Here is a 23,459-nt window from a genome sequence, read left to right on the forward strand (position 1 = left end):
CATTTTTATGAAACTGGCAAGTTATCTCTATCAGGGACGCAAGTCCTACGGCATCGCGACAGAGCGCGGCATGATCGACCTCGGCCGCCATCTCGGGCAACGTTATCCCGACCTCAAAGCCCTGCTGGCAGGCAATGCGCTGGCACAGGCCCAGGCGCTGGCTGCCCTGCCCGCTGATGTGGATTTCGACGACCTGACTTTTCTGCCGGTGATCCAGAATCCGGAAAAAATTCTCTGTGTCGGCATGAATTACGCCGAAAAGCGTAAAGAGTTTGATCAGCATAATCCGGCCCCGACGCTGTTCGTCCGCTTCGCCGATTCCCAAACCGGCCATGCCTCTCCCGTTATCAAACCGAGCCTTTCTGTCGAGTTCGATTACGAAGGTGAACTGGCGGTGATTATCGGTTCTGCGGGGGAAAATATTTCCCGCGAAGATGCACTTACTCATGTCGCAGGATATAGCTGTTATATGGACGGCTCCGCCCGTGACTGGCAGCACACCTGGTTTACCGCCGGTAAAAACTGGCCGCAAACCGGTGCGTTCGGACCGTGGATGACCACCGCCGATGAGATCCCCGACCCCCACACCCTGGCGATCCGCACCTGGCTGAACGGCCACATGGTGCAGGACGACAACACCCGCAGCATGATCCACAAAGTCGCCGAACTGATTGAGTACATCAGCACCTTTACCTCGCTGAGTGCCGGTGACGTGATCATTACCGGCTCACCGGGCGGCGTGGGTAAAAAGCGCGTACCGCCGCTGTTTATGAAACCCGGCGACCGTATCGAAGTAGAAATCGAAAAGATTGGTCATCTCAGCAATATGATCGTCGCAGCAGACACGAAGGTTGCCGCCAGCCGTCAGGTGAGTCATGCCCAGGCAGCCCACTAACCGGTTAACACTGACCGAACTGGCCGGGCATTCAGCCCGGCGTTTTAAACATCGCTTTGACTTACAGCCGACATCAGGAACGCATTATGTTCAGCCGTGACCAACCGGACTTTCATGTCATCAGTGTCAGCCAGCCGCCGGAAGGCATGCTGGAGGATATCCGCACCCTGTTGCAGCAAAGCCAGTTAGGCATGGATGACGACATTGAGCAGTTCGTGGTGGCCTGCTCCGGCCGCCGGCTGGTCGGCTGTGCCGGTCTGGTCAGCAACACTATCAAATGCGTCGCCGTGGCCGCCGACTGGCGCGGGGAAAATCTCAGCGCCAGATTGCTGGGTGAAGTGGAAAATCTGGCGGTGTCCGGCGGCAAATTCCATTTATTTCTCTATACGCGGCCATCGAATCTGCAGCGCTTTCGCGGCTGCGGATTTTACCCGCTGGTGCAATGGGACGACGTTGCCGTGCTGATGGAAAACACGCCGGTAGGCATCAGCCATTATTGCCGCGGGTTGCAGCGCCATCACCACCACGGCCAGCGCATCGGTGCCGTGGTGATGAATGCCAACCCGTTCACCCTCGGGCATCGCTTTCTGGCAGAACAGGCAGCGGCAACCTGTGACTGGTTGCATGTGTTTGTGGTGAGCGAAGATGTGTCGTATTTCCCGTTTAAAGAACGTCTTGAAATGGTCCGTCTGGGTGTCGCGGACCTGCCCAACGTGACGGTGCATGCCGGTTCTGAATACCTGATCTCCCGCGCAACTTTTCCCGGCTATTTTCTCAAGGACGCCGGGCTGGTGAATCAGGCGTGGAGCGTGATGGATTTGCTGATTTTTCGTCAGTACATCGCACCGGCGTTAGGCATTACCCACCGTTTTGTCGGCAGCGAGCCTTTCTGTCCGGTGACCCATCAGTACAACTGCGACATGCATGACTGGCTGGAAGCGCCCGCACGCCTGACGTCGCCACCGCTGAAGGTGATTGAGTTGCCGCGCAAACGTCACGCCAGCGGCCGGGCCATTTCGGCCTCAGAAGTGCGTGCGCTGCTCCGGGCGCATCAGTTACCGCGCATCCGGGACATTGTTCCGCTCAGCACTTATGTACACCTTGAACAACACTATTCCGCCACTGCGCCCGCAGAACCGGCGCATGACGATGTCCTTATTATTTCACCCTCACTTTGTTAACAGCAGGAAATATTGATGAAAATTGTGAAGGAGGCGCTGGCAGGCACGGTTGAATCCAGCGATTTACTGGTAAAAATCGCCCCGGCCAGTGAGCTGAATGTGGTGATCAGCAGCGAGGTCGCCAAACAATTTGGCGACCAGATCCGCAGTGTGGTGAATGACACGCTGAGTGCACTCGGCGTCATCGCGGGTTTGGTGATTATCGAAGACAAAGGTGCGCTGGATTGTGTGATCCGCGCCCGGGTACAAAGTGCAGTACTGCGTGCAGCACAGGCTGAAGAGATTAACTGGGAGACATTACGATGAAAAAACTCCGCCGCAGTATGCTGTTCCTGCCGGGGTCCAGCGCCGCCATGTTATCCACGGCATTTATCTATCGCCCTGACTCCATCATGTTTGATCTGGAAGATGCCGTTTCGCTGCGCGAAAAAGACACCGCACGCATTCTGGTATTTCATGCCCTGCAACACCCGATGTATCGCGATATTGAAACCGTGGTGCGCATCAATCAGCTCAGCACCCCCTTTGGCCTTAAAGATCTCGAGGCCGTGGTGCGGGCGGGCGTGGATGTGGTGCGCTTACCCAAAACCGATACGCCGGAAGATATTTTTGAGCTGGAAGCGCATATCGAACGCATCGAGAAAGACTGCGGTCGCGAAGTTGGCTCCACCAAAATTATGGCGGCCATCGAATCGGCCATTGGTGTGATTAACGCCGTGGCGATCGCCCGCTGCTCGCCGCGTCTGATCGGTATCGCGCTGGCGGCTTTCGATTATGTGATGGACATGCAAACCGAGCGCGGCGACGGTACCGAACTGTTTTATGCCCGTTGCGCCGTGCTGCACGCGGCACGCGCCGCCGGAATTGACGCCTTCGATGTGGTGTATTCCGACATCAACGATGAGGCCGGTTTCCTGCGTGAAGTGGAACTGATCCGCAAGATGGGCTTTAACGGCAAATCCCTGATCAACCCGCGACAGATTGAGCTGCTGCATAACGCTTACGCACCGACGCAGGAAGATGTCGACTATGCGCACCGCGTGATTGCCGCCGCAGAGGAAGGCGAGCGCAAGGGTCTGGGCGTAATTTCGCTCAACGGCAAGATGATCGATGGCCCGATCATTAACCATGCGCAGGTGGTACTGGAACGCGCCAGTGCATCCGGCATCCGTCGCTAGCCCTCAATTTTGCACAGGAATATCAAGATAATGAGTCATTTAACTGAAACTTTGCACAGCCTTTATCCGCAGCTCAGGCATCTGACTGCCTTTGACGGCGCGCACCGCAATACGCCGTATCTTTCCGATCCCGATGCCCGCCTGCACCGTAAACTTTGCGATTCACTGGAACAGGCGATCGCCCGCAGCGGCCTGAAAGACGGCATGACCATTTCCTTCCACCATGCTTTCCGTGAAGGTGATCAGGTCATTAATAACGTCGTCGCCACACTGGCGAAGCTCGGTTTTAAAAACCTCACGCTGGCGTCCAGTTCGCTGATGACCTGCAACGATGCGCTGATCGAACCTATCCGCAACGGCGTCATCACCCGTATTTATACCTCCGGGATGCGTGGCAAACTGGCCGATGCCATTTCTCACGGGCTGATGGAAGAACCGGTACAAATCCATTCGCACGGCGGGCGGGTTAAATTATTGCAGGACGGCGAGCTGAAGATTGATGTCGCGTTTCTCGGCGTGCCATGCAGCGATGAATTCGGCAATGCCAACGGCACGCACGGTAAATCCTGCTGCGGTTCGCTGGGCTACGCGATGGTGGATGCACAGTTCGCCAGAACCGTGGTGCTGCTGACCGAAGAACTGGTGCCCTTCCCTAATATGCCCGCCAGCCTGGTACAGGATCAGGTGGATTACATCGTTAAAGTCGATCAGGTCGGCGATCCGGCAAAAATCAGCGTCGGCGCAGCGCGGGTGACCAGTAATCCGCGCGAACTGATGATCGCCCGCACGGCGGCTGAAGTCATCGAATACTCCGGCTATTTCAAGCCGGGCTTTTCAATGCAAACCGGTTCCGGCGCAGCGGCTACGGCCTGCACCCGTTTCATGGAAGAGAAAATGGAACGCAACCAGATCACCGCCCGTTTTGCCCTCGGGGGCATCACCGGCAGTCTGGTGGATTTACATGAAAAAGGCCTGATTGAAACGTTGCTGGATACGCAATGTTTCGACGGTCAGGCTGCGGCGTCACTTAGCCGTAACCCGCAGCATATCGAGATTTCTACCAACGTTTATGCCAATCCGGGAGCCAAAGCCGCGAGCTGCGATCAACTGGATATTGTCATTCTGAGTGCGCTGGAAATTGACACCGGCTTTAACGTTAACGTGATCACGGGTTCCGACGGCGTTATGCGTGGCGCGTCCGGCGGTCATTGCGATGTCGCCAGTGCGGCCAATCTGACCATTGTCGTCGCGCCTTTACTGCGCAGCCGAATTCCGACAGTCGTACGTCGCGTCACCACCCGCGTCACACCGGGGGAAAGCATCGATGTGCTGGTGACTGACCACGGCATCGCCGTCAATCCGGCACGTCCTGAAATCCGTCAGCGGCTGGAAGAGGCTGGCATGAAAATCATGGACATCGAAGCGTTGTATCAGCGGGCGATTTCCCTGACCGGCGAACCGAAACCAATTGAATTCACTGACCGTGTGGTGGGCGTTATCCGCTATCGCGACGGCAGCGTGATCGACGTGGTTCATCAGGTAAAAGAGGACGCATAATGACCATCATGACGCCTGCGGATGCAGGCGTCAGCCTGGAGGATTTGCTGGCAGCAAAGGAACTGCGTGCCAAACGGCAAACCGACTGGCTGACTCAATTCTCACAACCGCTGATTTCACTCACGCTGGTGACGCCGGGGCCGGTGAAAGACTCCGTGGCCTGGCGTCAGGTGATGCGCGAGGCGTTGCAACGTGCCGAAGTTATGCTGCTGCAACACGGCTGGCCGGTGCTGAAACATCAGGTTTTCTGGCTGCCGACCGGCGCCGAAGTATTCTGGTGCGTGGCACATCCTGCGCCGGAAGTGAAAGCGGCCACGGTTGAACTGGAACAATCGCATGCCCTCGGGCGTTTATGGGATTTCGATGTGATCTGCCCGCAGGCGGGTGTTGTTGGCCGCCGTTCGCTGGACAATGCCAGCCGCCGCTGCCTGATTTGCGACGGTCCTGCGCATGCCTGCGCCCGTTCACGTCAGCACCCGCTCGTGGACGTTATCGCTAAAGTGGAGGCACTGATTGATGGCTGGCACCGCACGCGCTGAACACCCTGCCTGCACGGACATCGCCACGCTGGCGGCAGAGGCGCTGCGCCGTGAAGTGTGGCTGACGCCCAAACCGGGACTGGTCGACAGCGCCAATAACGGCTCGCACCGCGACATGGATTTACCCCTGTTTCTGCGCAGCATTGACGCCATCACGCCCTGGCTGCATCAGTTTTTCGCCCTTGGTCAGCAGGATTTCCTGCAACCGGCGCAGGCGATGCTGACGCGCATCCGCCCGACCGGAATAGCCTGCGAACAGGCGATGTTCGGTGCCACACAAGGCGTTAATACGCATAAAGGCGGCATCTTTTCACTGGGATTATTGTGCACCGCCGCAGGCAGGCTGACCGGCCAGAGCCAGCCACTGACCCGCCACCGCTTATGCGCTGAAGTGGCCGCCATGACGCAAGGGCTGGTTGAACGTGAATTGCAAAGCTGCCGCCAGCCGGTGACTGCCGGTGAACGGCTGTTTATGGCGCACGGCATGACCGGTGCCCGTGGCGAAGTGCAGAGCGGGTTCCTCACTTTACGCCGTCACGTTTTTCCGTACTGGTATCAGGAAAGCCATTCCGGGCGCCGCAGTCTTAATGCTTTGCTGCGCCTGATGGCCTATAACCCCGATACCAATCTGGTAGCACGCGGCGGGCTGGACGGATTACATTTCGTGCAGGACTACGCCCGCCGGTTGCTGATAACGGGCTGGAAGACAGAGGATTTGCAGCAGATGGACCGCGCCCTGATCGCCCGCAATCTCAGCCCCGGCGGCAGTGCTGATTTGCTGGCGATTGCCACCGTGCTGATGGCTTTCCCGCAATGAATTCGTCCCCTGAATTCACCCGCATGCTGGTGCCCGGATTACGTGACAGCGAGGCCGGACACTGGCAAAGCCGCTGGCATGAGCAGCATCCGCACTGGCTGCGTATAAAACAGCGCAACTGGGCGCAGGTTGATCTCGAGGGCTGGATCACCGCCATCGATCGCGAGCAAAAACAGGCGACATCCCCGCTGCTGCTGATCGGCCACAGTTTTGGCGCGCTTGCCAGTCTGGTGTGGGCGAACCGTCATCCGCAACGCGTGGCGGGTGTCATGCTGGTCGCCCCCGCCGAGCCTGTGCGGTTCGGACTGGGTGATGACATTCTCCCTGCACCGCTGGCCGTGCCGGGGCTGCTGATCGCCAGCCATACCGATCCGCTGCTGACCTTTACCCGCGCGGAATTTTGGGCACAGGCGTGGCGCTGCGAGCTGGCAGATATCGGCGAAGCAGGACATATCAATGTGGAATCAGGATTCGGCGACTGGCCGTGGGGGCTGGCAAAACTGGAGGTGTTTGCCGCGCAACTGGCGGCAAATATGTCGGATTAAATGCGCAATAACGCTTTCGGCGTGACGTTACTCAACAATGCGGGTTTGTGTGGTCGGCGCAGGCTGTGATTTCTGGCAGCACAGGAAAACCATCACCAGCAGCGGGATCCAGCCCAGCACGATGCCCAGCGTGATTTTCATCCAGACATAGGTTTCCGGTGAAGCGTATTGCATCAGGATCGTATTCAGCAGGCGCGAGACAATACCAGCCAGATAAACGCCACCAAACCACCAGCCGGAACGGTTGATGTCGTGCATACGCCGGACACCGACCGCCAGCAACGGTAATGCCGTCGCCAGCGCAAACAGGGTGTAAGCGACACCTGCATAGAAAATACTGTAAGGATTACCCGCCAGCGCGAACAGGAATGACACGCCCATCGTCAGCAAAATAATAATCAGCAAATTGCCCAGCGCAAAGGTCCAGAACGCCTTGCGGCTCGCCCGACCACGGAAATCCACATACTTTTTCCAGCCCTGCACATAACACTGCCATAGCGTCATTTCATCACGTCCTTTTGCCTGTTCATCTGATGTTTCAATGGAAATTTCATTCTGCTTTTCAATAAGCCGGGAATTAAAGCGTTTTCTTACTGGCCCCGCAACTGCCGCGCCAGAAGATCGAGCTGATCGGCTATCTGATTGAGATCTTTATCCTGCTGCCCGGGCGCACGGGTCGAATTACGCACCACCAGTTTCGCAGGCAGAATTTTGGATGACATCACCTCCGCACTTTCGGCCAGTAAATGTTCAACCGCCTCTTTGCTCTGCAAATCGAGATCCAGTGACACGGTGGTCAGTGACGGATGGAAGAATGCGCTGTCGTACGTGTCATCGTAGCCAATGATCGACGCCTGCTGCGGAATGGCCACATTGTGCTGATGCAGCGCACTGATGACGCCCAGCGCCATCTGGTCATTGCCCACCAGCATGGCGGTGAATTGCGGAGTTTCACGCAAAATCTGCAACGCGCAGTAATAACCGCTTTTCGCACTCCAGTCGCCGTGGATGACGGTCACCGGCTGAATGCCCTTCTCTGCCAGCGTTTCCTGCCAGCTTTTCAGACGCAAACGGGAAGACACAGAATCTTCCGGCCCCGCCAGCAAGGCAAATTCCCGATGCCCTAAATCATGCAGATATTCCACGCTGGCACGCGACCCGTCAGCCGGATTAAAGCAGACGTTAAACACCGGACTGGTCGGGTCGACATCGAGAAACAGACACAGAATGTCGCGGTTGTTTTCATAAATCCGCTCAGCCTCGGCACTTTCCAGCGGGATGTTAATGATCATGCGGTCAACGCGTTGTGATTTCAGCTCGTTAATGGAGTCCTGAATGCTTTGATTGACGTCCTCATCAATCATTGAAATCAACACCTGATACCCGGCCTGATGGGCATATTTTTTCACTGACGCCGCAATTTGCGACGGCGCGTGTAAGGCCAGTGATGTGGTGACCAGTCCGATGGTAAAACTCTGCTTTCCAACCAGTTGCTGCGCCAGCCGGTTCGGCACATAGCGCAGAACTTCAATGGCCTGTTCGACCTTCAGACGCGTGGCATCTGAAACATTGGCCGATTTGTTTAACACCCGCGAAACCGTCTGGTACGAAACACCGGCATAGCGGGCAACATCTTCTAATGTCGAACTTTTTGATTTCATTCTTTCCCCACACAGCAGCCCGTGATTTTGCTCAATCTTATGATAATCGAGCCAACGTACGGGATCTCATTTAAAAGTTCAATCCGGGCGTTCGTTGCTGCATAAGTTATACGTTAACATTGCATATAATCGTGATTTACATCACTCCTGATTTATCATTAATTCATAAGTTGTAGACATATCTCACATTTCACAATATGTAAAATTGATCATTATTGTTTCTGGGTATCTTATAGATTTCGTAAATGTGAACGTCATACAATCATAAGGAAAAAAAATGAAACACAACTTACGCACTCTGGCTGTGGCGGTTTCCCTCGCCATCACAGCGGGCCCTGCTGTGGCAAATGATATTGATTTCCATGGATATCTGCGTTCGGGGCTGGGGGTTTCTGGCGGTGGCGGTCTGGAACAGTTCCAGAAAAACAAAGTCGGGCGTCTGGGTAACGAAGATGACACCTACGGCGAAGTCGAACTGGGCAGCGAAGTTTACAAGAAAGACGACGTGAGTTTTTACGTCGACTCGATGGTCAGTATGGTGTCTGACGGCTCCAATGATGATGAAAACACCCTGAATGATGATGCACAGTTCGGCCTGCGTCAGCTGAATCTGCAAATCAAAGGACTGGTGCCGTGGGATAAAGATGCAGTGATCTGGGGCGGTAAACGTTATTACCAGCGCCACGACTTACACATCATCGATACCAAATACTGGAACATTTCCGGTGCCGGTGCCGGTATTGAGAACCTGAAAATGGGTGAAGGTGCGCTTTCTCTGGCGTGGATCCGTGGCGATGCCAATGACGTGGATTACCGCGTGGATGGCAATAACGATGTGAACATTAACTACATCGACGTGCGTTATGCCGGGATCAAACCGTGGAGCGGTGCCTGGATGGAAATCGGTGCCGACTACGCCATGCCAAACCTGTCGCATGACCAGAAAGAGTACGGCGGCCTGTACGATGCGGATAACGGCGTGATGCTGACCGGTGAAATCAGTCAGGATATGTGGGGCGGCTATAACAAACTGGTGTTGCAGTACGCGGATAAGGGCCTGGCGCAGAACATGATTTCGCAGGGCGGTGGCTGGTACGATATGTGGAACTACACCAATGACGCCACCGGCTATCGTGGCATCATCACCGGTCTGATTCCGATCACCAGTAAGTTCAGCCTCAACCATGTGCTGACCTACGGCCATGCAGAAAACATTACGGATTACACCGACACGACTGAGCTGGTTTCTCTGGTAGGCCGCGCGCAATACCAGTGGACAGAATACGTGCGTACCATCGGTGAAGTCGGTACCTTCTATCAGAAAGATGATTACAAGAACGGCTCGAACTACAAGCAAGGCGGTCAGAAATATACGCTGGCGATGGGTCTGGCAGCCGGTCCGGAGTTTATGTCACGCCCTGAATTGCGTGTGTTCGCGTCTTATCTGAATGATTCTGAGCATGGCGATACGTTTGACGACCATACCAAAGCGGATACGTGGAACTTTGGGGTTCAGGTGGAAGCCTGGTGGTAAATTTCCTTCATTCTTGAAGCTGTTGCTGCGTTGGCTACGTTTACTCACCCGAATCACTGACTTCAGTCAGCTCATCGGGATTCGTTCACTTGCCGCCTGGCTACAACTCCAATAATTTTGGAAATGTGAAGTCATATTGTACAAAAAGAAATATCCTCATTGTTATACAGCGACAGATAAAAACTTAATTTCTCTTGTAGGGGATCGTTACGTTTTTTCTCCGCACAGCAGCATCATTATTATTTATAAAAAGCAGAAACAATAAAGGCAGCCTTGTGTCGGGCTGCCTTTATTTTTGGGATTATTTCAGCAACAGCGTTTAATTACTTTTCAGTCCAAACTTCTCAGTCATTAATTTCTTCAGGCTGTCGGATTGCTTACCGAATATCGCATGTACTTCCTGACCGATGATCACCACGCCAATCGCACCGGTCTGCTGGATAGCACCGGAGTTCACGCGCTTAAGTTCTTTTACCGTCACGCGCAGGCGGGTAATACAGGCATCGACATTCACAATATTATCGCGCCCGCCGAGTGCATCAATTAATAACGCCACGTCAGTCGATGGCGGCACTTCATTGTCAGGCGTTTTATTTTTCGCAGAGAATACATGCATAAAGTCTTTAATATTTACCATGATGAACACTCTCTTTCAGGAATGAAAAAAAACGTGCAACCGGGAAATCCTGATTGCACGTCGCTGTTAAAAATAATGGGTTAAGAAATAACAGATAAACGCCGCGACAGGATCTGACAACCGAATGCCGGAAGCGTCAGTGTGCGCGGTAATATACCGCCGTGAACCATGTCGCGGTAATCATCCGGCAATGTCACCGTCTGGCTGTCGGCGGCATAGTTTTGCAGGAAGATAAATTCACTTTCACCGTCGGTGCGTCGTGCGGCAGTGACACCTTCAGGCAGATCGGTGGCTATCGCCCGTGGCAGCTTCATTTCTTTCGCCAGCGCGGTATAAAAATCGGCGTGGAATTGCTGATCGTTTCGGGAAGCCAGATAATACGCCTGCCCTTTGCCAAACAGATTCACGGTCACGGCGGGCGTGCCGGCGTAGAAATCGTCACCGTACGTCGCCAGTGCGGCTGCACCTTCCAGGTGGATCACTTCACACAATTCGCTGGCACGATACGGGCCGTTTAACCCCAGCGCATTGCCTTCAGTGCCGCTGACACTGTTGTGCTGATCGTCGGTCAGGCTGTCGATTTCTTCCGCCCAGATACCCAGTACCGGACGCAACGGTCCAGGGAATCCGTTGAGGAAACACAAATCGCTTTCGTTAACGATACCGCTCCAGTAAGTCGCGACGAACCGCCCGCCGGCCTGCACGAACGCGGTGATCCGCTCGCCGACGCCTGCCCTCACCATATACAGCATCGGCGCAATCACCAGGTCGTAACCGGTTAAATCGCAATCGGCATTGATCACATCGACCGCAATGCCCTGCGACCACAGTGCGCGGTAATGTCCGGCAACCGTGTTTTCATATTCCAGTCCCTGATTGCGCGGTCCGAGGGAATCGTCCATCGCCCAGCGGCTTTCCCAGTCGAAGATAATTGCCACTCTGGCTTCTACGCGGCTGCCCGCCACCGGAGCCAGCGCCGATAGAATCCCGCCCAGTTCGGCCACTTCGCGGCCGACACGGGTATCGATATGCCCGACGTGATCGACGACCGCGCCGTGGAATTTTTCTGACGAACCGCGGCTTTTACGCCACTGGAAATACTGCACAGAATCCGAACCATGAGCGACCGCCTGCAAAGAAGACAGAATATGCATGCCCGGCTTTTTCAGTTTGCTGACCGGCTGCCAGTTGGTGAAACTCGGTGTCGATTCCATCAGCACAAACGGCTGTCCCTGTTTCAGCGTCCGCATTAAATCGTGATACATCGCAGTGTACGCCGCCAGACCGATATCATCTTTGCGGGTATGCCACATCGGATAGCTGTCCCACGAGATGAAATCCAGCACGCTGGCGAGTTTCCAGTAATCGTAATCGTAGAAATACTCCATGAAATTGGTGGTCGCCGGTAACGCCGGATTCTCCGCTTTGAGCGGGCGGATTTCCTCGCTGCAAAAACGCGTGACCTGATCGGTGTTAAAACGACGCCAGTCGAGATTCAGGCCGTGAATGCCGCTTTCGCCCTGCGGCGACGGCGATTCGATCTGCGCCCAGTCGGTATAGGTGTGGCTCCAGAAAGTGCTCCACCAGGCTTGATTCAGCGCATCGAGCGTGACGTAACGGGCTTTCAGCCAGTCGCGGAAACGGGTCTGGCAGTAATGGCAATGGCACTCGCCGCCGTATTCGTTGGAAATATGCCAGCCAATCACCGCCGGATGATGGGCGTAACGCTTCGCCAGCGCACTGTTCATCAGTTGCACTTTTTCGGCATACACCGGCGAACTCATACAGTGATTGTGACGCCCGCCGTGCAGTGCTTTTACGCGGTCACGCCCGACACGCAGAACTTCAGGATACTTTTGCGACATCCACGCCGGACGTGCGCCGCTTGGTGTGGCAAGAAATACCGAGATGCCATTTTCATGCAATTTGTCCAGCACCTGATCCAGCCAGCCAAAGGTAAAATGACCTTCTTCAGGCTCCAGCGCTGACCAGCTAAAAATTCCGACTGACATGACATTACAGCGCGCCTCTTTCATCATTTCGACATCGCGAATCAGCACATCGGGGCTTTCCAGCCACTGTTCCGGGTTGTAATCCGCACCATGTAATAGCCCGGAAATCTTACTGCTCAGAAGAGGAAATTTCGTCATGCTTGGGTCCTTAGGAACTTTAAGAAATATCAACTCCCCGGCCAATCAAGCCGGGGAAAAAGGGATTAATTGAAGACTTTGATGGAAGGAAGAACCTGACCGTCACAGCTGAACAACGCCTGATTTTCGCGGGCATTGCCCTCTTTCCAGTGGTCGTTGATGTAGGTCATCCCGGCCGGGGTCGCCCAGCCTGCGCCGTCAACGGCGATCCAGGTCGGTTCCCAGTAGAACAGACCCTTGCCGCGATGATCCGGCACCGCGACCAGGCTTTTGATCATGTCGCTGAGGAAATCAGCCTGCCCCTGCACCGTGCCCGGATAGCCGCCGTCTTTGGCTTCTTTTTCGGTAAAGCTGTTTTCAGCCGCATCACAGTTTTTGGTGGTATAGCCGTAAGCCACTTCCACCACGATCACGTCTTTGTTGTAGCGCTTGCTGATGTCGTCCATGTTGGTCTGCAACGCGGAAACCGGACCGTTCCAGTAGGTATAAAATGACAGGCCAATCACGTCGTAAGGCACCTTGCGCTGATTGATTTCATCGAACCACCAGCGGAAGGTGTCGTTCTTAGTGCCTTCGGCCAGATGCAGCATGATTTTGATATCAGAAGGATTTTTTTCATCAGCACGCACACCGGCAATCGCCGCATTCAGCAACCCGGCCAGACGGTCAAACTCCCCGCCGCCTGCGCCCCAGCTTTTGCCTTCAGGCCATAAAATGCCGCCGTTCATTTCGTTGCCGACCTGCACCATATCCGGCACGGTGCCTTGTGCACGGAATCTGGCGATCACCTCGCGGCTGTAATCATGAATGGCAGTTTTCAGTTGCGGATAATCCATTTTCTCCCAGCTTTTTGGCTTGAACTGTTTACCCGGATCAGTCCAGAAATCGCTGTAATGGAAATCGAGCAGGATTTTAAAACCCTGCGCTTTGGCGCGTTTCGCCAGCTCCAGCGTGGTGGCCAGATCGTTATTACCGCCACCGTACGGATGCCCCTGCGCATCTTTCGGATCCACCCACAAGCGCAGACGCACGTAGTTGAAACCGTTTTGTCTGAGGATCACCATCGCGTCGGTCTGCTTGTGGTTTTGATCAAAGAACTTGCCGCCGTGTTTTTCGACGTCAATCAGCGTCGAGATATCCGCACCTTTGATGAAATCCGCCGGGACGTTGGCGACTTTTTTAATTACCACCTCCTGCGCCACCCCGGAAAATGACACCGCCAGCAGCACGCAGGCCATTGCGCTTTTGTTGAAAATCTTCTTAGAAAAGAAAGTCATCGGATTATCCTTTTGTACTGCCAGCCGTCAGGCCGGAAACGAAGTATTTTTGTAAAGCCAGATAGAAAATGGCGACAGGCACGGCGATCAGTACCGCGCCTGCGGCGTACATGGTGTAGTTGGCACCCATTTTTTGCGCGACCAGGTTGTACAGGCCAATCGGTAGGGTATACTTATCTGGCGTGCGTAAAATGGTGCTGGAAAGAATGAAATCACCCAGCGGTCCGGTGAAGGAAAACAGCGCGATCACGGCCAGAATCGGCTTGGACAAAGGCATGATGATTTCGATGAAAATGCGGAAATTGCCCGCGCCGTCCATCCGCGCTGATTCATCCAGATCTTTCGGAATGGCGTCGAGATAGCCTTTCATCAGATAGGTGTTCATCGGGATCATGCCGCCGACGTAAATCAGCACCAGTGCCAGATGACTGTTGATAAGCCCGAGTAACTGCGCCAGCACAAAGATGGCGATCAGCGCGGAAAACTGGGGGATCATCTGCAATAACAGAAACAACATCAGCCCGTCTTTGCGGCCTTTAAAGCGAAAACGCGAGAAAGAATAGGCGGTGAAACTGACACAAATCAGGGTCAGGATCATGGTCAGGAAACTGATTTTCATCGAGTTCCAGTACCAGCCGACATAATTCACTTCGCCGTTAAACAGGTCTTTGTAATGCTGGAACGAGACGTTCTCCGGAATAATCGACGTGCTGAGCAGGCTGTTACCGGCATTCAGTGATGCGCCGACGGTCCAGATCAGCGGATAAATAATGATCACCGCCACAATCAGCAACAGGAAATAACTCAGCCCGAGGCGGATAAACCGGTTTCTTTTAATACTGCTGTTCTTACTCATGCCCTTCCCCCGGTTACGCCATATCATCTTGTTTAAATGAATTGGTTGAGCGGAATTGCCACAGAGCAATACCGACCACAAATATCGACAGCAAAATCGTAATGGTCGCGGCAATGGCATATTGTGAAGATGACATGGTGAGTTTATATATCCACGACACCAGAATATCCGTTCCGCCTGCATTCGAACCGGCCACTGCCGGGCCGCCGTTATTAAACAGATAGATAATATTGAAGTTATTAAAGTTGAAGGTGTATTGCGTGATAATAATCGGCGCAATGGAATATAAGACCAGCGGCAATGTAATGGTTTTAAGTTTCTTCCAGGTACTGGCACCATCCATTGTCGCGGCTTCATATAAATCGTTCGGAATGGCCTGCAATACGCCGGTAGTCATGGCAAACACAAACGGGAAGCCCAGCCAGGTCTGCATCAGGATCAGCGCCGTTTTGGTCCAGAACGGATCGGTCAGCCAGGCTTTAGGCTCAATGCCTAAGGCAGCCAGAATGCCGTTATTGATGACACCGAATGAGTCATTGAACATGCCCGCAAACACCAGAATGGTGACAAAACCCGGCACCGCCCACGGCAAAATAAGCACGGTGCGGATCAGCGCCTTGAAGCGCAAATCTTTCTGGTTCACCAGAATTGCCAGCATCACGCCAACCGTACATTGCAGCGTGGTCGCCAGCACGGTCCAGACCACCGTCCATTGCAATACATCCAGCAAGGTCGAACGCCAGATATTGAGCGTGAAGATATTAATAAAGTTTTTGAACCCCACCCAGTCGACTAATTTAGCCGGCGGCGTGTGGTATAAATTATAATTGGTAAAAGCAATGGAGAAGCCGAATATAATCGGGAAGACCACCACAAACACCAGCAAAATAAAGCCCGGCGTAATCATCAGATAAGGGAAACCTTCACGCAGCAGCAAATGATATTGCTTGCGCACGCTGGGTAATTCCATCCCCTGGTCGCGGCGTTTACCATTTGCCCACGCATCGCGCAGACTCCAGTAATAAAAGGCCACGCCGAACGCGCCAATCAGCAGGCTGATAATGCCTTTGGCGAGCAGAAATATCGAATTATCACGCGGCACTTCTTCGCCCAGTGTATATAAACCCCATAATCCCTGACGCAGGAAATCATAGAAGACGCCGGCGAAACAAATAAGAATGATAAAAAACAGTATTCCCTTGGCCCATTGCCGGTTATAAAACTGCCCAAAACCGGGGATCAGCGCCACAGCCAGCGCCACCGGTGCATGGTGGCTGGCAGAGAGTGGCGCCTGGTTTTCCTCATGAAGACGCATAGACACAAAGATGTTCCTTTCACTGGTGAGGGAGTGAAATCACTCCCTCCGGTCAGACATACGTGGGTTTCAGCAGGCGTTGCCGGTTATTCGTTGCTGGCTTTCGCCGCTTCGATTTGCATCTGGATATTTTTCACCGCGTCGTTCAGCGCGGCATCAACCGGCTGTTTGCCAGTCACACCCAACTGGATGCCGTTGTTCGCAGGCCCCCAGACTTCCTGCATTTCCGGTACACCCGGCATCGCCGTGGCGCGGGTGGATTGTTCGGCCACCGCGTTGGCTTTCTCATCATTTTTGATCATCGGATCATTAACCAGCGCCGTCAGTGCCGGGATTTCCTTGGTCACTTCGTAGCGCACTTTGGCGTACTTCGGCTGGTTGATGAAGGTGATGAATTTTTCCGCCAGCGGTTTTTGCTTGCTGTAGGTTGAAACCGCATAACCTTTTACGCCAAGGAAAGAACTCATCGGTTTGCCGTTTGGCAACAGCGGCAGCGCTTTCACGCCATAGTTAATGCCAGCAGCTTCATACGGCTGGAAGGCCCAGGGACCGGTGATCACCGCAGCCGCTTTCTTTTCAGTAAACAGCGAGTCGATGGCGTTCAGGCCGTTATCGCCGACAATCCCTGCCGGGAATAATCCGTCGGCATAGAATTTCTTCAGGTAAGTAATGGCTTCAATGCTGCCCGGTTTATTCAGGCCGATATCTTCGACGTTGATTTCGCCTTTAGCATCCTTACCGAATATATAGCCGCCCATCGAGGCCATCGCGCCGTAGGCGTAATACACTTCGTCAAACTTGGCTAACAGACCATATTTACCTTTCGCCCTTTCGGCTTTGGAGAAGGTGTAATACTCGTCGAGGGTCGCCGGTGCCTGTGGCAGCAAATCTTTGTTGTAAATCAGCACCAGCGTTTCCACCGCTTTCGGCACACCATAGGTCTGGCCTTTAAGCTGGAAGGCGTTCAATGCTGGCGGCGTAAAGCTCGCAAGAAACGCTTTGTCGAGATTCAGTGGCGCCAGTAAACCCTGTACCACTGCCGTGCCCAGCTGATCATTGGGGATCACGACGACGTCGGGGCCGATACCTGCCGGACCATCCAGACGTAATTTCTCCGTTTGTTGTGCATAAGGCGTTTCCTGCACCACGACTTTGACGTTGTTCTCTTTTTCAAAATCTTTCACCGCGTCGGAAATACCGGAAGATTTCTTAATATCTTCCCAGACAAGTAACTGTCCCTCTGCTGCCCGGACGGCCTGGCTGCTGAGACTTAATGACATCAGTACCAGGGCAGTAAGGTGGGTAATTTTCATTGTCGCTCCTGAATGTGAAGGTATAACATTTTTGTAGGGTACGTAACGACAGTCAGTCAACACTTTATACAAATAACCCTTTAAAATCTGATTTAGTAATGATGAATGTCGCCTTAAAAACTATGTTATACGTTAAACTTACACACCATAAATCACTACAAAAAGATGCGCATTGTGTGATCTTCTCTCCAAAATTCAAACCCGCCTGTGCAAACGCTTACACAAGGTGGTTATAGTCCGAAACATCAGCGGTATGAATTATTCATGAGGTCAAACATGTCCAGCATCAGACTTAAAAATGTGGTCAAGCGTTTCGATAAAACAGTGACGTTGCATGGCATCAATATTGATATTGAAGACGGCGAGTTCACCGTTTTCGTCGGGCCGTCCGGGTGCGGGAAATCCACCCTTCTGCGCATGATTGCCGGGCTGGAAGATATTACGGAAGGAGACGTTTACATTGGCGAGCAACGGGTGAATGACGTCGACCCTTCACGCCGTGGCGTGGCGATGGTGTTTCAGTCTTACGCGCTGTATCCGCACATGACCATTGCGGAAAACATGGGTTACGGGCTAAAAGTCAACGGCGTACCGAAAGAGGAAATTCGTCATCAGGTGGAGATGGTTGCCAAAACCTTGCAGCTTTCTCATTTGCTGGACAGAAAACCGAAACAGCTTTCCGGCGGTCAGCGCCAGCGCACCGCGATTGGTCGTGCGATTGTGCGAAATCCGCAAGTGTTTATGTTTGATGAACCGCTGTCTAACCTGGATGCCGAGCTGCGGGTGGATATGCGTTTACACATTTCCAAGCTGCATCAGGAACTGAAAACCACCATGGTGTACGTGACGCACGATCAGACCGAAGCCATGACGCTGGCCGATAAAATCGTGGTGATGAATTACGGCAAAGTCGAGCAGACAGGCGCGCCGATGGATCTGTACTACAACCCGGTGAATCAGTTTGTGGCCGGATTTATCGGCTCGCCGAAGATGAATTTTCTGCCTGCAGAGGTGCTGAGCTGGCAGCCGGAGCGGCTCGAAGTGCGCCTGACACCGGAGAAGACGCTGACGCTGGCGCTTAACACCAGCGAACTGGCAGCAGGCGATAAAGTGACGCTCGGCATCCGACCTGAACATCTGCTGTCGCAGGAAACTGAAAACGTGCTGGAATTTAACTGCGAAGTGGTTGAACGGCTGGGCAACAGCACCTATCTGTTTGGTCAGTGTTATGGCACCGACGGTTTCAAAATGCTGCTGCCGGGCGATATGGCGTTCAATCCTTATCAGAGCCTGACCACCTGGTTCGATGCTAAACGTTGCATGGTATTCAGCGAAGACGGTCTGCGCATCAGCGCGCCGAGCCTTTCACATCTGCATTAATGTTGTCAGACCGCCCGCTGCGGCGGTCTCCTCCCGCACTTTCCCCGCTAAAAGGCTTTCCCCCATCAGATTCACTTTACACCCTTTCCTTTATGCAGGGCTTTTGCGCCGCATAAAGGAAAGGGGCTTACCGGGACACTTCACCTCCCGGCAGTTTCAGTGCTATATCTCTTTATCATGATTTTCAGATAAGGGATCCCCATGCCACTGCAATGCCGCATTCTTGATGATTACCAGAACGTTTCCCTTTCGCTGGCTGACTGGCGTTCACTGGCACCGCAGGTGGAATGCCAGGCGCTGACGGAACATATTGCTGATGAAAACACCCTCGCTGAAACCCTGAAAGACGCCGACATCGTCGTGATTATGCGTGAACGCACACCGTTCACCGCCGCGCTGTTTACCCGTTTGCCCAAACTGAAACTGCTGATCACCTCCGGTATGCGCAATGCCTCAATAGATCTCGCGGCGGCGAAAAAGCATGGCGTGACGGTCTGTGGCACCGGCAGCGGGCAGTCTGCGCCGGTTGAGCTGACATGGGCACTGATCCTCGGGCTGGCGCGGCATCTGATGACTGAAAATAATGCGTTTCGCCACAACGGCTCGTGGCAAAGCACGCTGGGTTTTGGCCTGAGCGGCAAACGTCTTGGTCTGCTGGGACTGGGAAAAATTGGTCAGAAGATGGCACATATCGCGCAGGCGTTCGGTATGGATGTGTGTGCGTGGAGCCAGAACCTGACCGCAGAACGCGCGGCGGAACAGGGTGTGACACTTTGCGCATCGAAAGAAGAATTACTGCAAACCAGCGATGTGGTGTCCATTCATCTGGTGCTCGGCGAACGCACGCGCGGCTTGCTGGGTGCGCAGGAACTGGCGCAGATGAAGCCCTCTGCCCTGCTGATTAATACCTCGCGCGCCGCGATTGTCGATCAACCCGCCCTGCTCAATGCGTTGCAAAAGGGTGTGATTGCCGGTGCCGGACTGGATGTGTTTGATGTCGAGCCGCTGCCGGCAGATCATCCTTTCAGAACGCAACCCAACGTACTGGCGACGCCGCATCTGGGCTACGTTTCCGACGGCAATTATCAGGTGTATTTCACCGAAGCCGTCGAAGACATTCAGGCGTTTCTGGCCGGAAAACCGGTACGCGTTTTGGAATAAGGTAAACAACAGGCGTAAAAAAACCGGGCATCAACCCGGTTTTTGTATTCGGTCGCGACGAAACTACTTGGTTTCGTTGGCTTTGATTTCGCCCATTGCTTTCAGCTTTTTGGACATTTCACGACGTTCTTTCGACAGGTCCGCATTGCGGATGATGTAATCATCAACGCGATCTTCATAGTCGCCGCGCATGCTGGCAATGATCGCCTGAATTTCGTCGATGCTCATACCTGGTTTGATGTAATCACTCAGGTTGTCGAGCAGCAGAACACGTTTCTGGTTGTCACGGATTTTCTTTTCGTTGTCAGCAATTTCGCGTTGTAATTTGTTTTTACGACGGAAAATGCGCACAAACTCCAGAACGTCCTGGAAACTCGGCTTATTGATATTGTCCATTTTAACACCTTCGATTAAGTTACACAGATTCAGTGACTGACTTGTCGCAACCGCTTGTCCTGCCTTAACTGTCAGCTAGCAGAAGAGTAGCAAAGATCGGGCTGCGCGCTCAGATAATCGTCCAATAACGCCATCTTACCCGTTTTAGGCCACAGACAAAAATCCCTTCATGCTTTCGGCGTTTTACCGCTGATTATTTGAGCGTCTTCTTTTTGCATCGTCATGGTGATCAGGTCGCCCATAGCCCGCAGTTGTTCCGCCACCTGTGAGCTCAGCCACACGTAGCCATACACCTGCGCTTCCAGATGATTTGCTGCATTCATTTCCGCCATCAGCGCTTTCAGCTCTTCCGCAGATTCGTTGAGCTGATGATTGATCGTCAGTTCGTCGCCTCGCGTGCCGTTCATCAGCATCAGACTGAGCTTTTCCAGCGTATTGAGCATCAGCAGTTGCGCACTGCGCAGCGTGCGGGCATTGAGCATCAGGAAATGGCTTTCGCGCGAACTCCAGTAGGCATCGGCCAGCAGTTCCAGCGTACACAACAGATTACGGCTCAGGGTCTGGATCGCATCAAACACTTCACGCGGAATATGCGATTCCTTACTGGCGGGAGCGAACAGAGCGCGCATCTTGACCATCTGCCCCATTGTCGTTTTCATTTTACCGTGCAGATGCGGGCGTTCGAGCATATTCGGCGATAACCACGCGCTGTAGAGTTTGTTCAGCGACATCAGGTAATCGGCCATCTGCATGCGCCAGTGAATAAACGCGCGCTGCGGATAAATACTGGCGAAAAGCAGCGCCAGCAGGGAACCGAAAATCACATCGCCGGAACGCCACAGCGCGGTATTCATATCGCCCGGCCCTGCGCCACACACCACCGCCAGCGTAATGCCGATCAGCAGCGCCATATACGGACGCTTGCCAAGGGTCAGATAGCCGCTGACAAACATCACAATCCCGCACCACACCAGCATCAGCGGAAAAGAGTACAGCTCGAGCCATAAGGCAATCAGCCCGGAAACGGAACCCAATACCGTGCCGGTAATGCGCTCCAGCACCCGCTGAAGCACGTTTCCCCAAAACGACATCGGTCCCATCACCACGACCAGGGTGATCAGCGGCCAGGTACCTTCGGGGATTTTCGTCAGACGGACAATCAGGAATGTCAGAATAAATGCCACCGCGATCCGCAGGGCGTGAGTCATTCTGTAATTACGGTAAATGACGTTATCCAGCGCAGAAATTTTCTTGTCGAGACGCACGTTGAGCCTGCCGTAAGGCGTAAATTCAAAGAAGGCGGTAGTTTAGCCGAGTTACCAGAGGGGATCACCCTGGTTTTGTCAGGGATTTGGGGGATCGGTGCGGTATTGCGGAATAACGGGCCGATTTTGATGATGTGTTCCATGCCTGCGCATTTTGTCATGACTTCATTGTGGCGGATGGTATCCTAGTCGCCGTCAAGTTCATTCATTCCGCACTGATTAAGGTTATTTCCGTCATGTCAGACAAGCCGCAAAAAACTTTTTATTTTCATGATTACGAGACATTCGGTAAAAACCCGGCGCTGGATCGCCCGGCACAATTTGCCGGGGTGAGAACTGACGAAGATTTCAATATCATCGAAGAACCGCTGGTGATTTATTGCCGCCCTTCTGACGATTATCTGCCTGAACCTGAAGCGGTGATGATCACCGGTATTACGCCACAAGTAGCGCTGGAACGCGGCCTGATCGAAGCCGAGTTTACCGCGCAAATCCATAAAGCTTTCAGCGTGCCGGGCACCTGCATTGTCGGATATAACAATATCCGTTTCGACGATGAAGTCAGCCGTAATATCCTTTATCGCAACTTTTACGATCCGTATGCCTACAGCTGGCAGAACGGCAATTCCCGCTGGGATCTGCTGGATGTGATGCGCGCCTGTTATGCACTGCGTCCGGAAGGCATCAACTGGCCGGAAAATGATGACGGTTTTCCGAGCTTCCGTCTGGAACATCTGACCAAAGCCAACGGCATTGAACACGAAAATGCCCATGACGCGATGGCCGACGTCTACGCCACTATCGCTATGGCAAAGCTGGTGAAACAGGCGCAACCACGTTTGTTCAGCTTCCTGCTCGAGCATCGCAGCAAACATAAACTCAATACCCTGATCGACATTCCTGCCATGGCCCCGCTGGTGCATGTTTCCGGTATGTTCGGCGCGGCGCGCGGGAATACCGCGTGGGTCGCACCACTGGCATGGCATCCTGAAAACAAGAACGCCGTGATCATGTGCGATCTGGCCGGTGATATGTCGACGCTGTTAGATCTCAATCCTGATGAGATGCGCGAACGTCTGTACAGCCGCCGCGAGGCGTTGCAGGCCGGGCAATCTCCGTTGCCGGTCAAGCTGGTGCACATCAACAAATGTCCGGTGCTGGCACCGGCCAAAACACTGTTGCCGGAAAATGCCGAACGGCTGGGTATTGACCGTCAGCGTTGTCTTGAGAATTTGCAGTTACTGCGTCAGAACCCGCAGGTGCGCGAGAAAGTGGTCACGATGTTTGCTGAAGCAGAGCCGTTTACGCCTTCCGATGACGTAGACGCCCGCCTTTACGACGGCTTTTTCAGCGATGCCGATCGCGCGGCCATGCGCATCATTGTGGAAACCCGTCCGGAGAACCTTCCCGCGCTGGATCTGACCTTTAATGATTCCCGCATCGAACCGCTGTTGTTTCGTTTCCGCGCCCGCAACTACCCTGCCACGCTGACCGATGCCGAACAGAAACGCTGGATGTTGCATCGCCAGGAGAAACTCACAGACGAGCGTGTGCAGGCGTACATTTTAGAGCTTGAATCGCTCTATAACTTGCATGAGGGGGATGTTGAGAAGATGGCGCTTCTCAAGGCGCTGTTTGAATACGGAAAGAAACTGGTGGGTTAATTTTTGGGGATTCCCGAACAACCCCTTCCGGAATAGTGAGAATTTCGGTTTTTCAAAAGCAGTTCCCATGCGGCTTTTTGTGCCGAAACCGACGAGAGAGGAAAGTGCTTTTCCTCTCTCGACTCTCCTCGCTTTTTT

22 protein-coding genes are annotated in these 23,459 nt (G+C 53.7%); 12 read left to right on the forward strand and 10 right to left on the reverse strand.

From position 1 onward, the window contains the following. The first annotated feature begins 7 nt into the window (after positions 1–7). The 8 genes from UC14_RS11945 (at position 8) to UC14_RS11980 (ending at position 6,712) form a co-directional block, all read left to right on the forward strand. Positions 8–895 carry a fumarylacetoacetate hydrolase family protein gene (locus tag UC14_RS11945; RefSeq protein WP_013574926.1) on the forward strand — a complete coding sequence of 296 codons (888 nt, stop codon included), beginning with the start codon at positions 8–10 and terminating at the stop codon, positions 893–895. Between the two features lie 86 nt (positions 896–981). After that, on the forward strand, positions 982–2,076 hold the full coding sequence (gene citC / locus UC14_RS11950; RefSeq protein WP_112151758.1) for a [citrate (pro-3S)-lyase] ligase: 1,095 nt from the start codon (positions 982–984) through the stop codon (positions 2,074–2,076). 15 nt (positions 2,077–2,091) lie between these two features. Then, positions 2,092–2,382, forward strand: a complete 291-nt coding sequence (gene citD, locus UC14_RS11955) for a citrate lyase acyl carrier protein (RefSeq protein WP_013574924.1) — start codon at positions 2,092–2,094, stop codon at positions 2,380–2,382. Continuing rightward, a complete protein-coding gene (gene citE / locus UC14_RS11960; RefSeq protein ID WP_037035952.1) occupies positions 2,379–3,254 on the forward strand; it encodes a citrate (pro-3S)-lyase subunit beta in 876 nt (291 codons plus the stop codon). The genes citD and citE overlap by 4 nt, the downstream gene beginning before the upstream one ends. A gap of 30 nt (positions 3,255–3,284) precedes the next feature. Further along, positions 3,285–4,811, forward strand: a complete 1,527-nt coding sequence (citF, locus tag UC14_RS11965) for a citrate lyase subunit alpha (RefSeq protein WP_013574922.1) — start codon at positions 3,285–3,287, stop codon at positions 4,809–4,811. Then, complete coding sequence (gene citX / locus UC14_RS11970) at positions 4,811–5,350, forward strand: citrate lyase holo-[acyl-carrier protein] synthase (RefSeq protein WP_112197742.1); 540 nt, start codon at positions 4,811–4,813, stop codon at positions 5,348–5,350. The genes citF and citX overlap by 1 nt, the downstream gene beginning before the upstream one ends. Continuing rightward, a complete protein-coding gene (gene citG, locus UC14_RS11975) occupies positions 5,328–6,167 on the forward strand; it encodes a triphosphoribosyl-dephospho-CoA synthase CitG (RefSeq protein ID WP_013574920.1) in 840 nt (279 codons plus the stop codon). The genes citX and citG overlap by 23 nt, the downstream gene beginning before the upstream one ends. Continuing rightward, entirely contained in the window at positions 6,164–6,712 is a 549-nt protein-coding gene (locus UC14_RS11980; protein ID WP_112197743.1) for an alpha/beta hydrolase, read from the forward strand. The genes citG and UC14_RS11980 overlap by 4 nt, the downstream gene beginning before the upstream one ends. Positions 6,713–6,739: 27 nt before the next feature. Here UC14_RS11980 and UC14_RS11985 read toward each other — a convergent pair whose 3' ends face one another. Both UC14_RS11985 and UC14_RS11990 read right to left on the reverse strand, forming a co-directional pair. Further along, entirely contained in the window at positions 6,740–7,216 is a 477-nt protein-coding gene (locus UC14_RS11985) for a DUF805 domain-containing protein (protein WP_013574918.1), read from the reverse strand. Between the two features lie 86 nt (positions 7,217–7,302). Continuing rightward, positions 7,303–8,373 carry a LacI family DNA-binding transcriptional regulator gene (locus tag UC14_RS11990; protein WP_013574917.1) on the reverse strand — a complete coding sequence of 357 codons (1,071 nt, stop codon included), beginning with the start codon at positions 8,371–8,373 and terminating at the stop codon, positions 7,303–7,305. A gap of 277 nt (positions 8,374–8,650) precedes the next feature. On the opposite strand from UC14_RS11990, the gene UC14_RS11995 reads away from it, so the two are divergent. Continuing rightward, a complete protein-coding gene (locus UC14_RS11995) occupies positions 8,651–9,907 on the forward strand; it encodes a maltoporin (protein WP_013574916.1) in 1,257 nt (418 codons plus the stop codon). 319 nt (positions 9,908–10,226) lie between these two features. Here UC14_RS11995 and UC14_RS12000 read toward each other — a convergent pair whose 3' ends face one another. From UC14_RS12000 to UC14_RS12025, 6 genes are all read right to left on the reverse strand, one after another. Further along, a complete protein-coding gene (locus tag UC14_RS12000) occupies positions 10,227–10,544 on the reverse strand; it encodes a glucose PTS transporter subunit EIIB (protein ID WP_013574915.1) in 318 nt (105 codons plus the stop codon). 80 nt (positions 10,545–10,624) lie between these two features. Next, a complete protein-coding gene (locus UC14_RS12005; RefSeq protein WP_015689636.1) occupies positions 10,625–12,694 on the reverse strand; it encodes a beta-galactosidase in 2,070 nt (689 codons plus the stop codon). 65 nt (positions 12,695–12,759) lie between these two features. Next, the gene (locus UC14_RS12010) at positions 12,760–13,971 is read right to left on the reverse strand and encodes an arabinogalactan endo-beta-1,4-galactanase (protein ID WP_013574913.1); all 1,212 of its coding nucleotides are present in this window, start codon (positions 13,969–13,971) and stop codon (positions 12,760–12,762) included. A gap of 4 nt (positions 13,972–13,975) precedes the next feature. Continuing rightward, a complete protein-coding gene (locus tag UC14_RS12015) occupies positions 13,976–14,827 on the reverse strand; it encodes a sugar ABC transporter permease (protein ID WP_013574912.1) in 852 nt (283 codons plus the stop codon). A 13-nt stretch (positions 14,828–14,840) separates the two neighbouring features. Beyond that, on the reverse strand, positions 14,841–16,142 hold the full coding sequence (locus tag UC14_RS12020) for a carbohydrate ABC transporter permease (protein WP_015689635.1): 1,302 nt from the start codon (positions 16,140–16,142) through the stop codon (positions 14,841–14,843). An 86-nt stretch (positions 16,143–16,228) separates the two neighbouring features. Then, positions 16,229–17,455, reverse strand: coding sequence for an extracellular solute-binding protein (locus tag UC14_RS12025; protein ID WP_013574910.1), 1,227 nt, complete (start codon positions 17,453–17,455; stop codon positions 16,229–16,231). 276 nt (positions 17,456–17,731) lie between these two features. Between UC14_RS12025 and UC14_RS12030 the strand changes: the two genes are divergently transcribed. Beyond that, positions 17,732–18,835, forward strand: a complete 1,104-nt coding sequence (locus UC14_RS12030) for an ABC transporter ATP-binding protein (protein ID WP_037035967.1) — start codon at positions 17,732–17,734, stop codon at positions 18,833–18,835. A gap of 201 nt (positions 18,836–19,036) precedes the next feature. Continuing rightward, the gene (locus tag UC14_RS12035; protein WP_112197744.1) at positions 19,037–19,996 is read left to right on the forward strand and encodes a D-2-hydroxyacid dehydrogenase family protein; all 960 of its coding nucleotides are present in this window, start codon (positions 19,037–19,039) and stop codon (positions 19,994–19,996) included. A gap of 63 nt (positions 19,997–20,059) precedes the next feature. On the opposite strand, the gene UC14_RS12040 is transcribed toward UC14_RS12035, so the two are convergent. Beyond that, positions 20,060–20,392 carry a DUF496 family protein gene (locus UC14_RS12040; protein WP_013574907.1) on the reverse strand — a complete coding sequence of 111 codons (333 nt, stop codon included), beginning with the start codon at positions 20,390–20,392 and terminating at the stop codon, positions 20,060–20,062. 167 nt (positions 20,393–20,559) lie between these two features. Then, a complete protein-coding gene (locus UC14_RS12045) occupies positions 20,560–21,657 on the reverse strand; it encodes an FUSC family protein (protein ID WP_013574906.1) in 1,098 nt (365 codons plus the stop codon). A gap of 236 nt (positions 21,658–21,893) precedes the next feature. Between UC14_RS12045 and sbcB the strand changes: the two genes are divergently transcribed. Next, positions 21,894–23,321, forward strand: coding sequence for an exodeoxyribonuclease I (gene sbcB / locus UC14_RS12050; protein WP_015689632.1), 1,428 nt, complete (start codon positions 21,894–21,896; stop codon positions 23,319–23,321). Positions 23,322–23,459 lie beyond the last annotated feature (138 nt).

The organism is Rahnella sp. NRRL B-41462, from assembly GCF_003263525.1.
Classification (GTDB): domain Bacteria; phylum Pseudomonadota; class Gammaproteobacteria; order Enterobacterales; family Enterobacteriaceae; genus Rahnella; species Rahnella aceris.

Excerpts from the sequence above, each read along its gene's own strand:
- UC14_RS11985 (WP_013574918.1), bottom strand. The coding sequence starts at position 7,216 with ATGACGCTATGGCAGTGTTATGTGCAGGGCTGGAAAAAGTATGTGGAT.
- UC14_RS12040 (WP_013574907.1), bottom strand. The coding sequence starts at position 20,392 with ATGGACAATATCAATAAGCCGAGTTTCCAGGACGTTCTGGAGTTTGTG.
- UC14_RS12025 (WP_013574910.1), bottom strand. The coding sequence starts at position 17,455 with ATGAAAATTACCCACCTTACTGCCCTGGTACTGATGTCATTAAGTCTC.
- sbcB (WP_015689632.1), top strand. The coding sequence starts at position 21,894 with ATGTCAGACAAGCCGCAAAAAACTTTTTATTTTCATGATTACGAGACA.
- UC14_RS12000 (WP_013574915.1), bottom strand. The coding sequence starts at position 10,544 with ATGGTAAATATTAAAGACTTTATGCATGTATTCTCTGCGAAAAATAAA.
- UC14_RS11945 (WP_013574926.1), top strand. The coding sequence starts at position 8 with ATGAAACTGGCAAGTTATCTCTATCAGGGACGCAAGTCCTACGGCATC.
- UC14_RS12005 (WP_015689636.1), bottom strand. The coding sequence starts at position 12,694 with ATGACGAAATTTCCTCTTCTGAGCAGTAAGATTTCCGGGCTATTACAT.
- UC14_RS12035 (WP_112197744.1), top strand. The coding sequence starts at position 19,037 with ATGCCACTGCAATGCCGCATTCTTGATGATTACCAGAACGTTTCCCTT.
- UC14_RS11995 (WP_013574916.1), top strand. The coding sequence starts at position 8,651 with ATGAAACACAACTTACGCACTCTGGCTGTGGCGGTTTCCCTCGCCATC.
- citG (WP_013574920.1), top strand. The coding sequence starts at position 5,328 with ATGGCTGGCACCGCACGCGCTGAACACCCTGCCTGCACGGACATCGCC.
- UC14_RS12020 (WP_015689635.1), bottom strand. The coding sequence starts at position 16,142 with ATGCGTCTTCATGAGGAAAACCAGGCGCCACTCTCTGCCAGCCACCAT.
- citD (WP_013574924.1), top strand. The coding sequence starts at position 2,092 with ATGAAAATTGTGAAGGAGGCGCTGGCAGGCACGGTTGAATCCAGCGAT.
- citF (WP_013574922.1), top strand. The coding sequence starts at position 3,285 with ATGAGTCATTTAACTGAAACTTTGCACAGCCTTTATCCGCAGCTCAGG.
- citC (WP_112151758.1), top strand. The coding sequence starts at position 982 with ATGTTCAGCCGTGACCAACCGGACTTTCATGTCATCAGTGTCAGCCAG.
- citE (WP_037035952.1), top strand. The coding sequence starts at position 2,379 with ATGAAAAAACTCCGCCGCAGTATGCTGTTCCTGCCGGGGTCCAGCGCC.
- UC14_RS11990 (WP_013574917.1), bottom strand. The coding sequence starts at position 8,373 with ATGAAATCAAAAAGTTCGACATTAGAAGATGTTGCCCGCTATGCCGGT.
- UC14_RS12010 (WP_013574913.1), bottom strand. The coding sequence starts at position 13,971 with ATGACTTTCTTTTCTAAGAAGATTTTCAACAAAAGCGCAATGGCCTGC.
- UC14_RS12015 (WP_013574912.1), bottom strand. The coding sequence starts at position 14,827 with ATGAGTAAGAACAGCAGTATTAAAAGAAACCGGTTTATCCGCCTCGGG.
- citX (WP_112197742.1), top strand. The coding sequence starts at position 4,811 with ATGACCATCATGACGCCTGCGGATGCAGGCGTCAGCCTGGAGGATTTG.
- UC14_RS12030 (WP_037035967.1), top strand. The coding sequence starts at position 17,732 with ATGTCCAGCATCAGACTTAAAAATGTGGTCAAGCGTTTCGATAAAACA.
- UC14_RS11980 (WP_112197743.1), top strand. The coding sequence starts at position 6,164 with ATGAATTCGTCCCCTGAATTCACCCGCATGCTGGTGCCCGGATTACGT.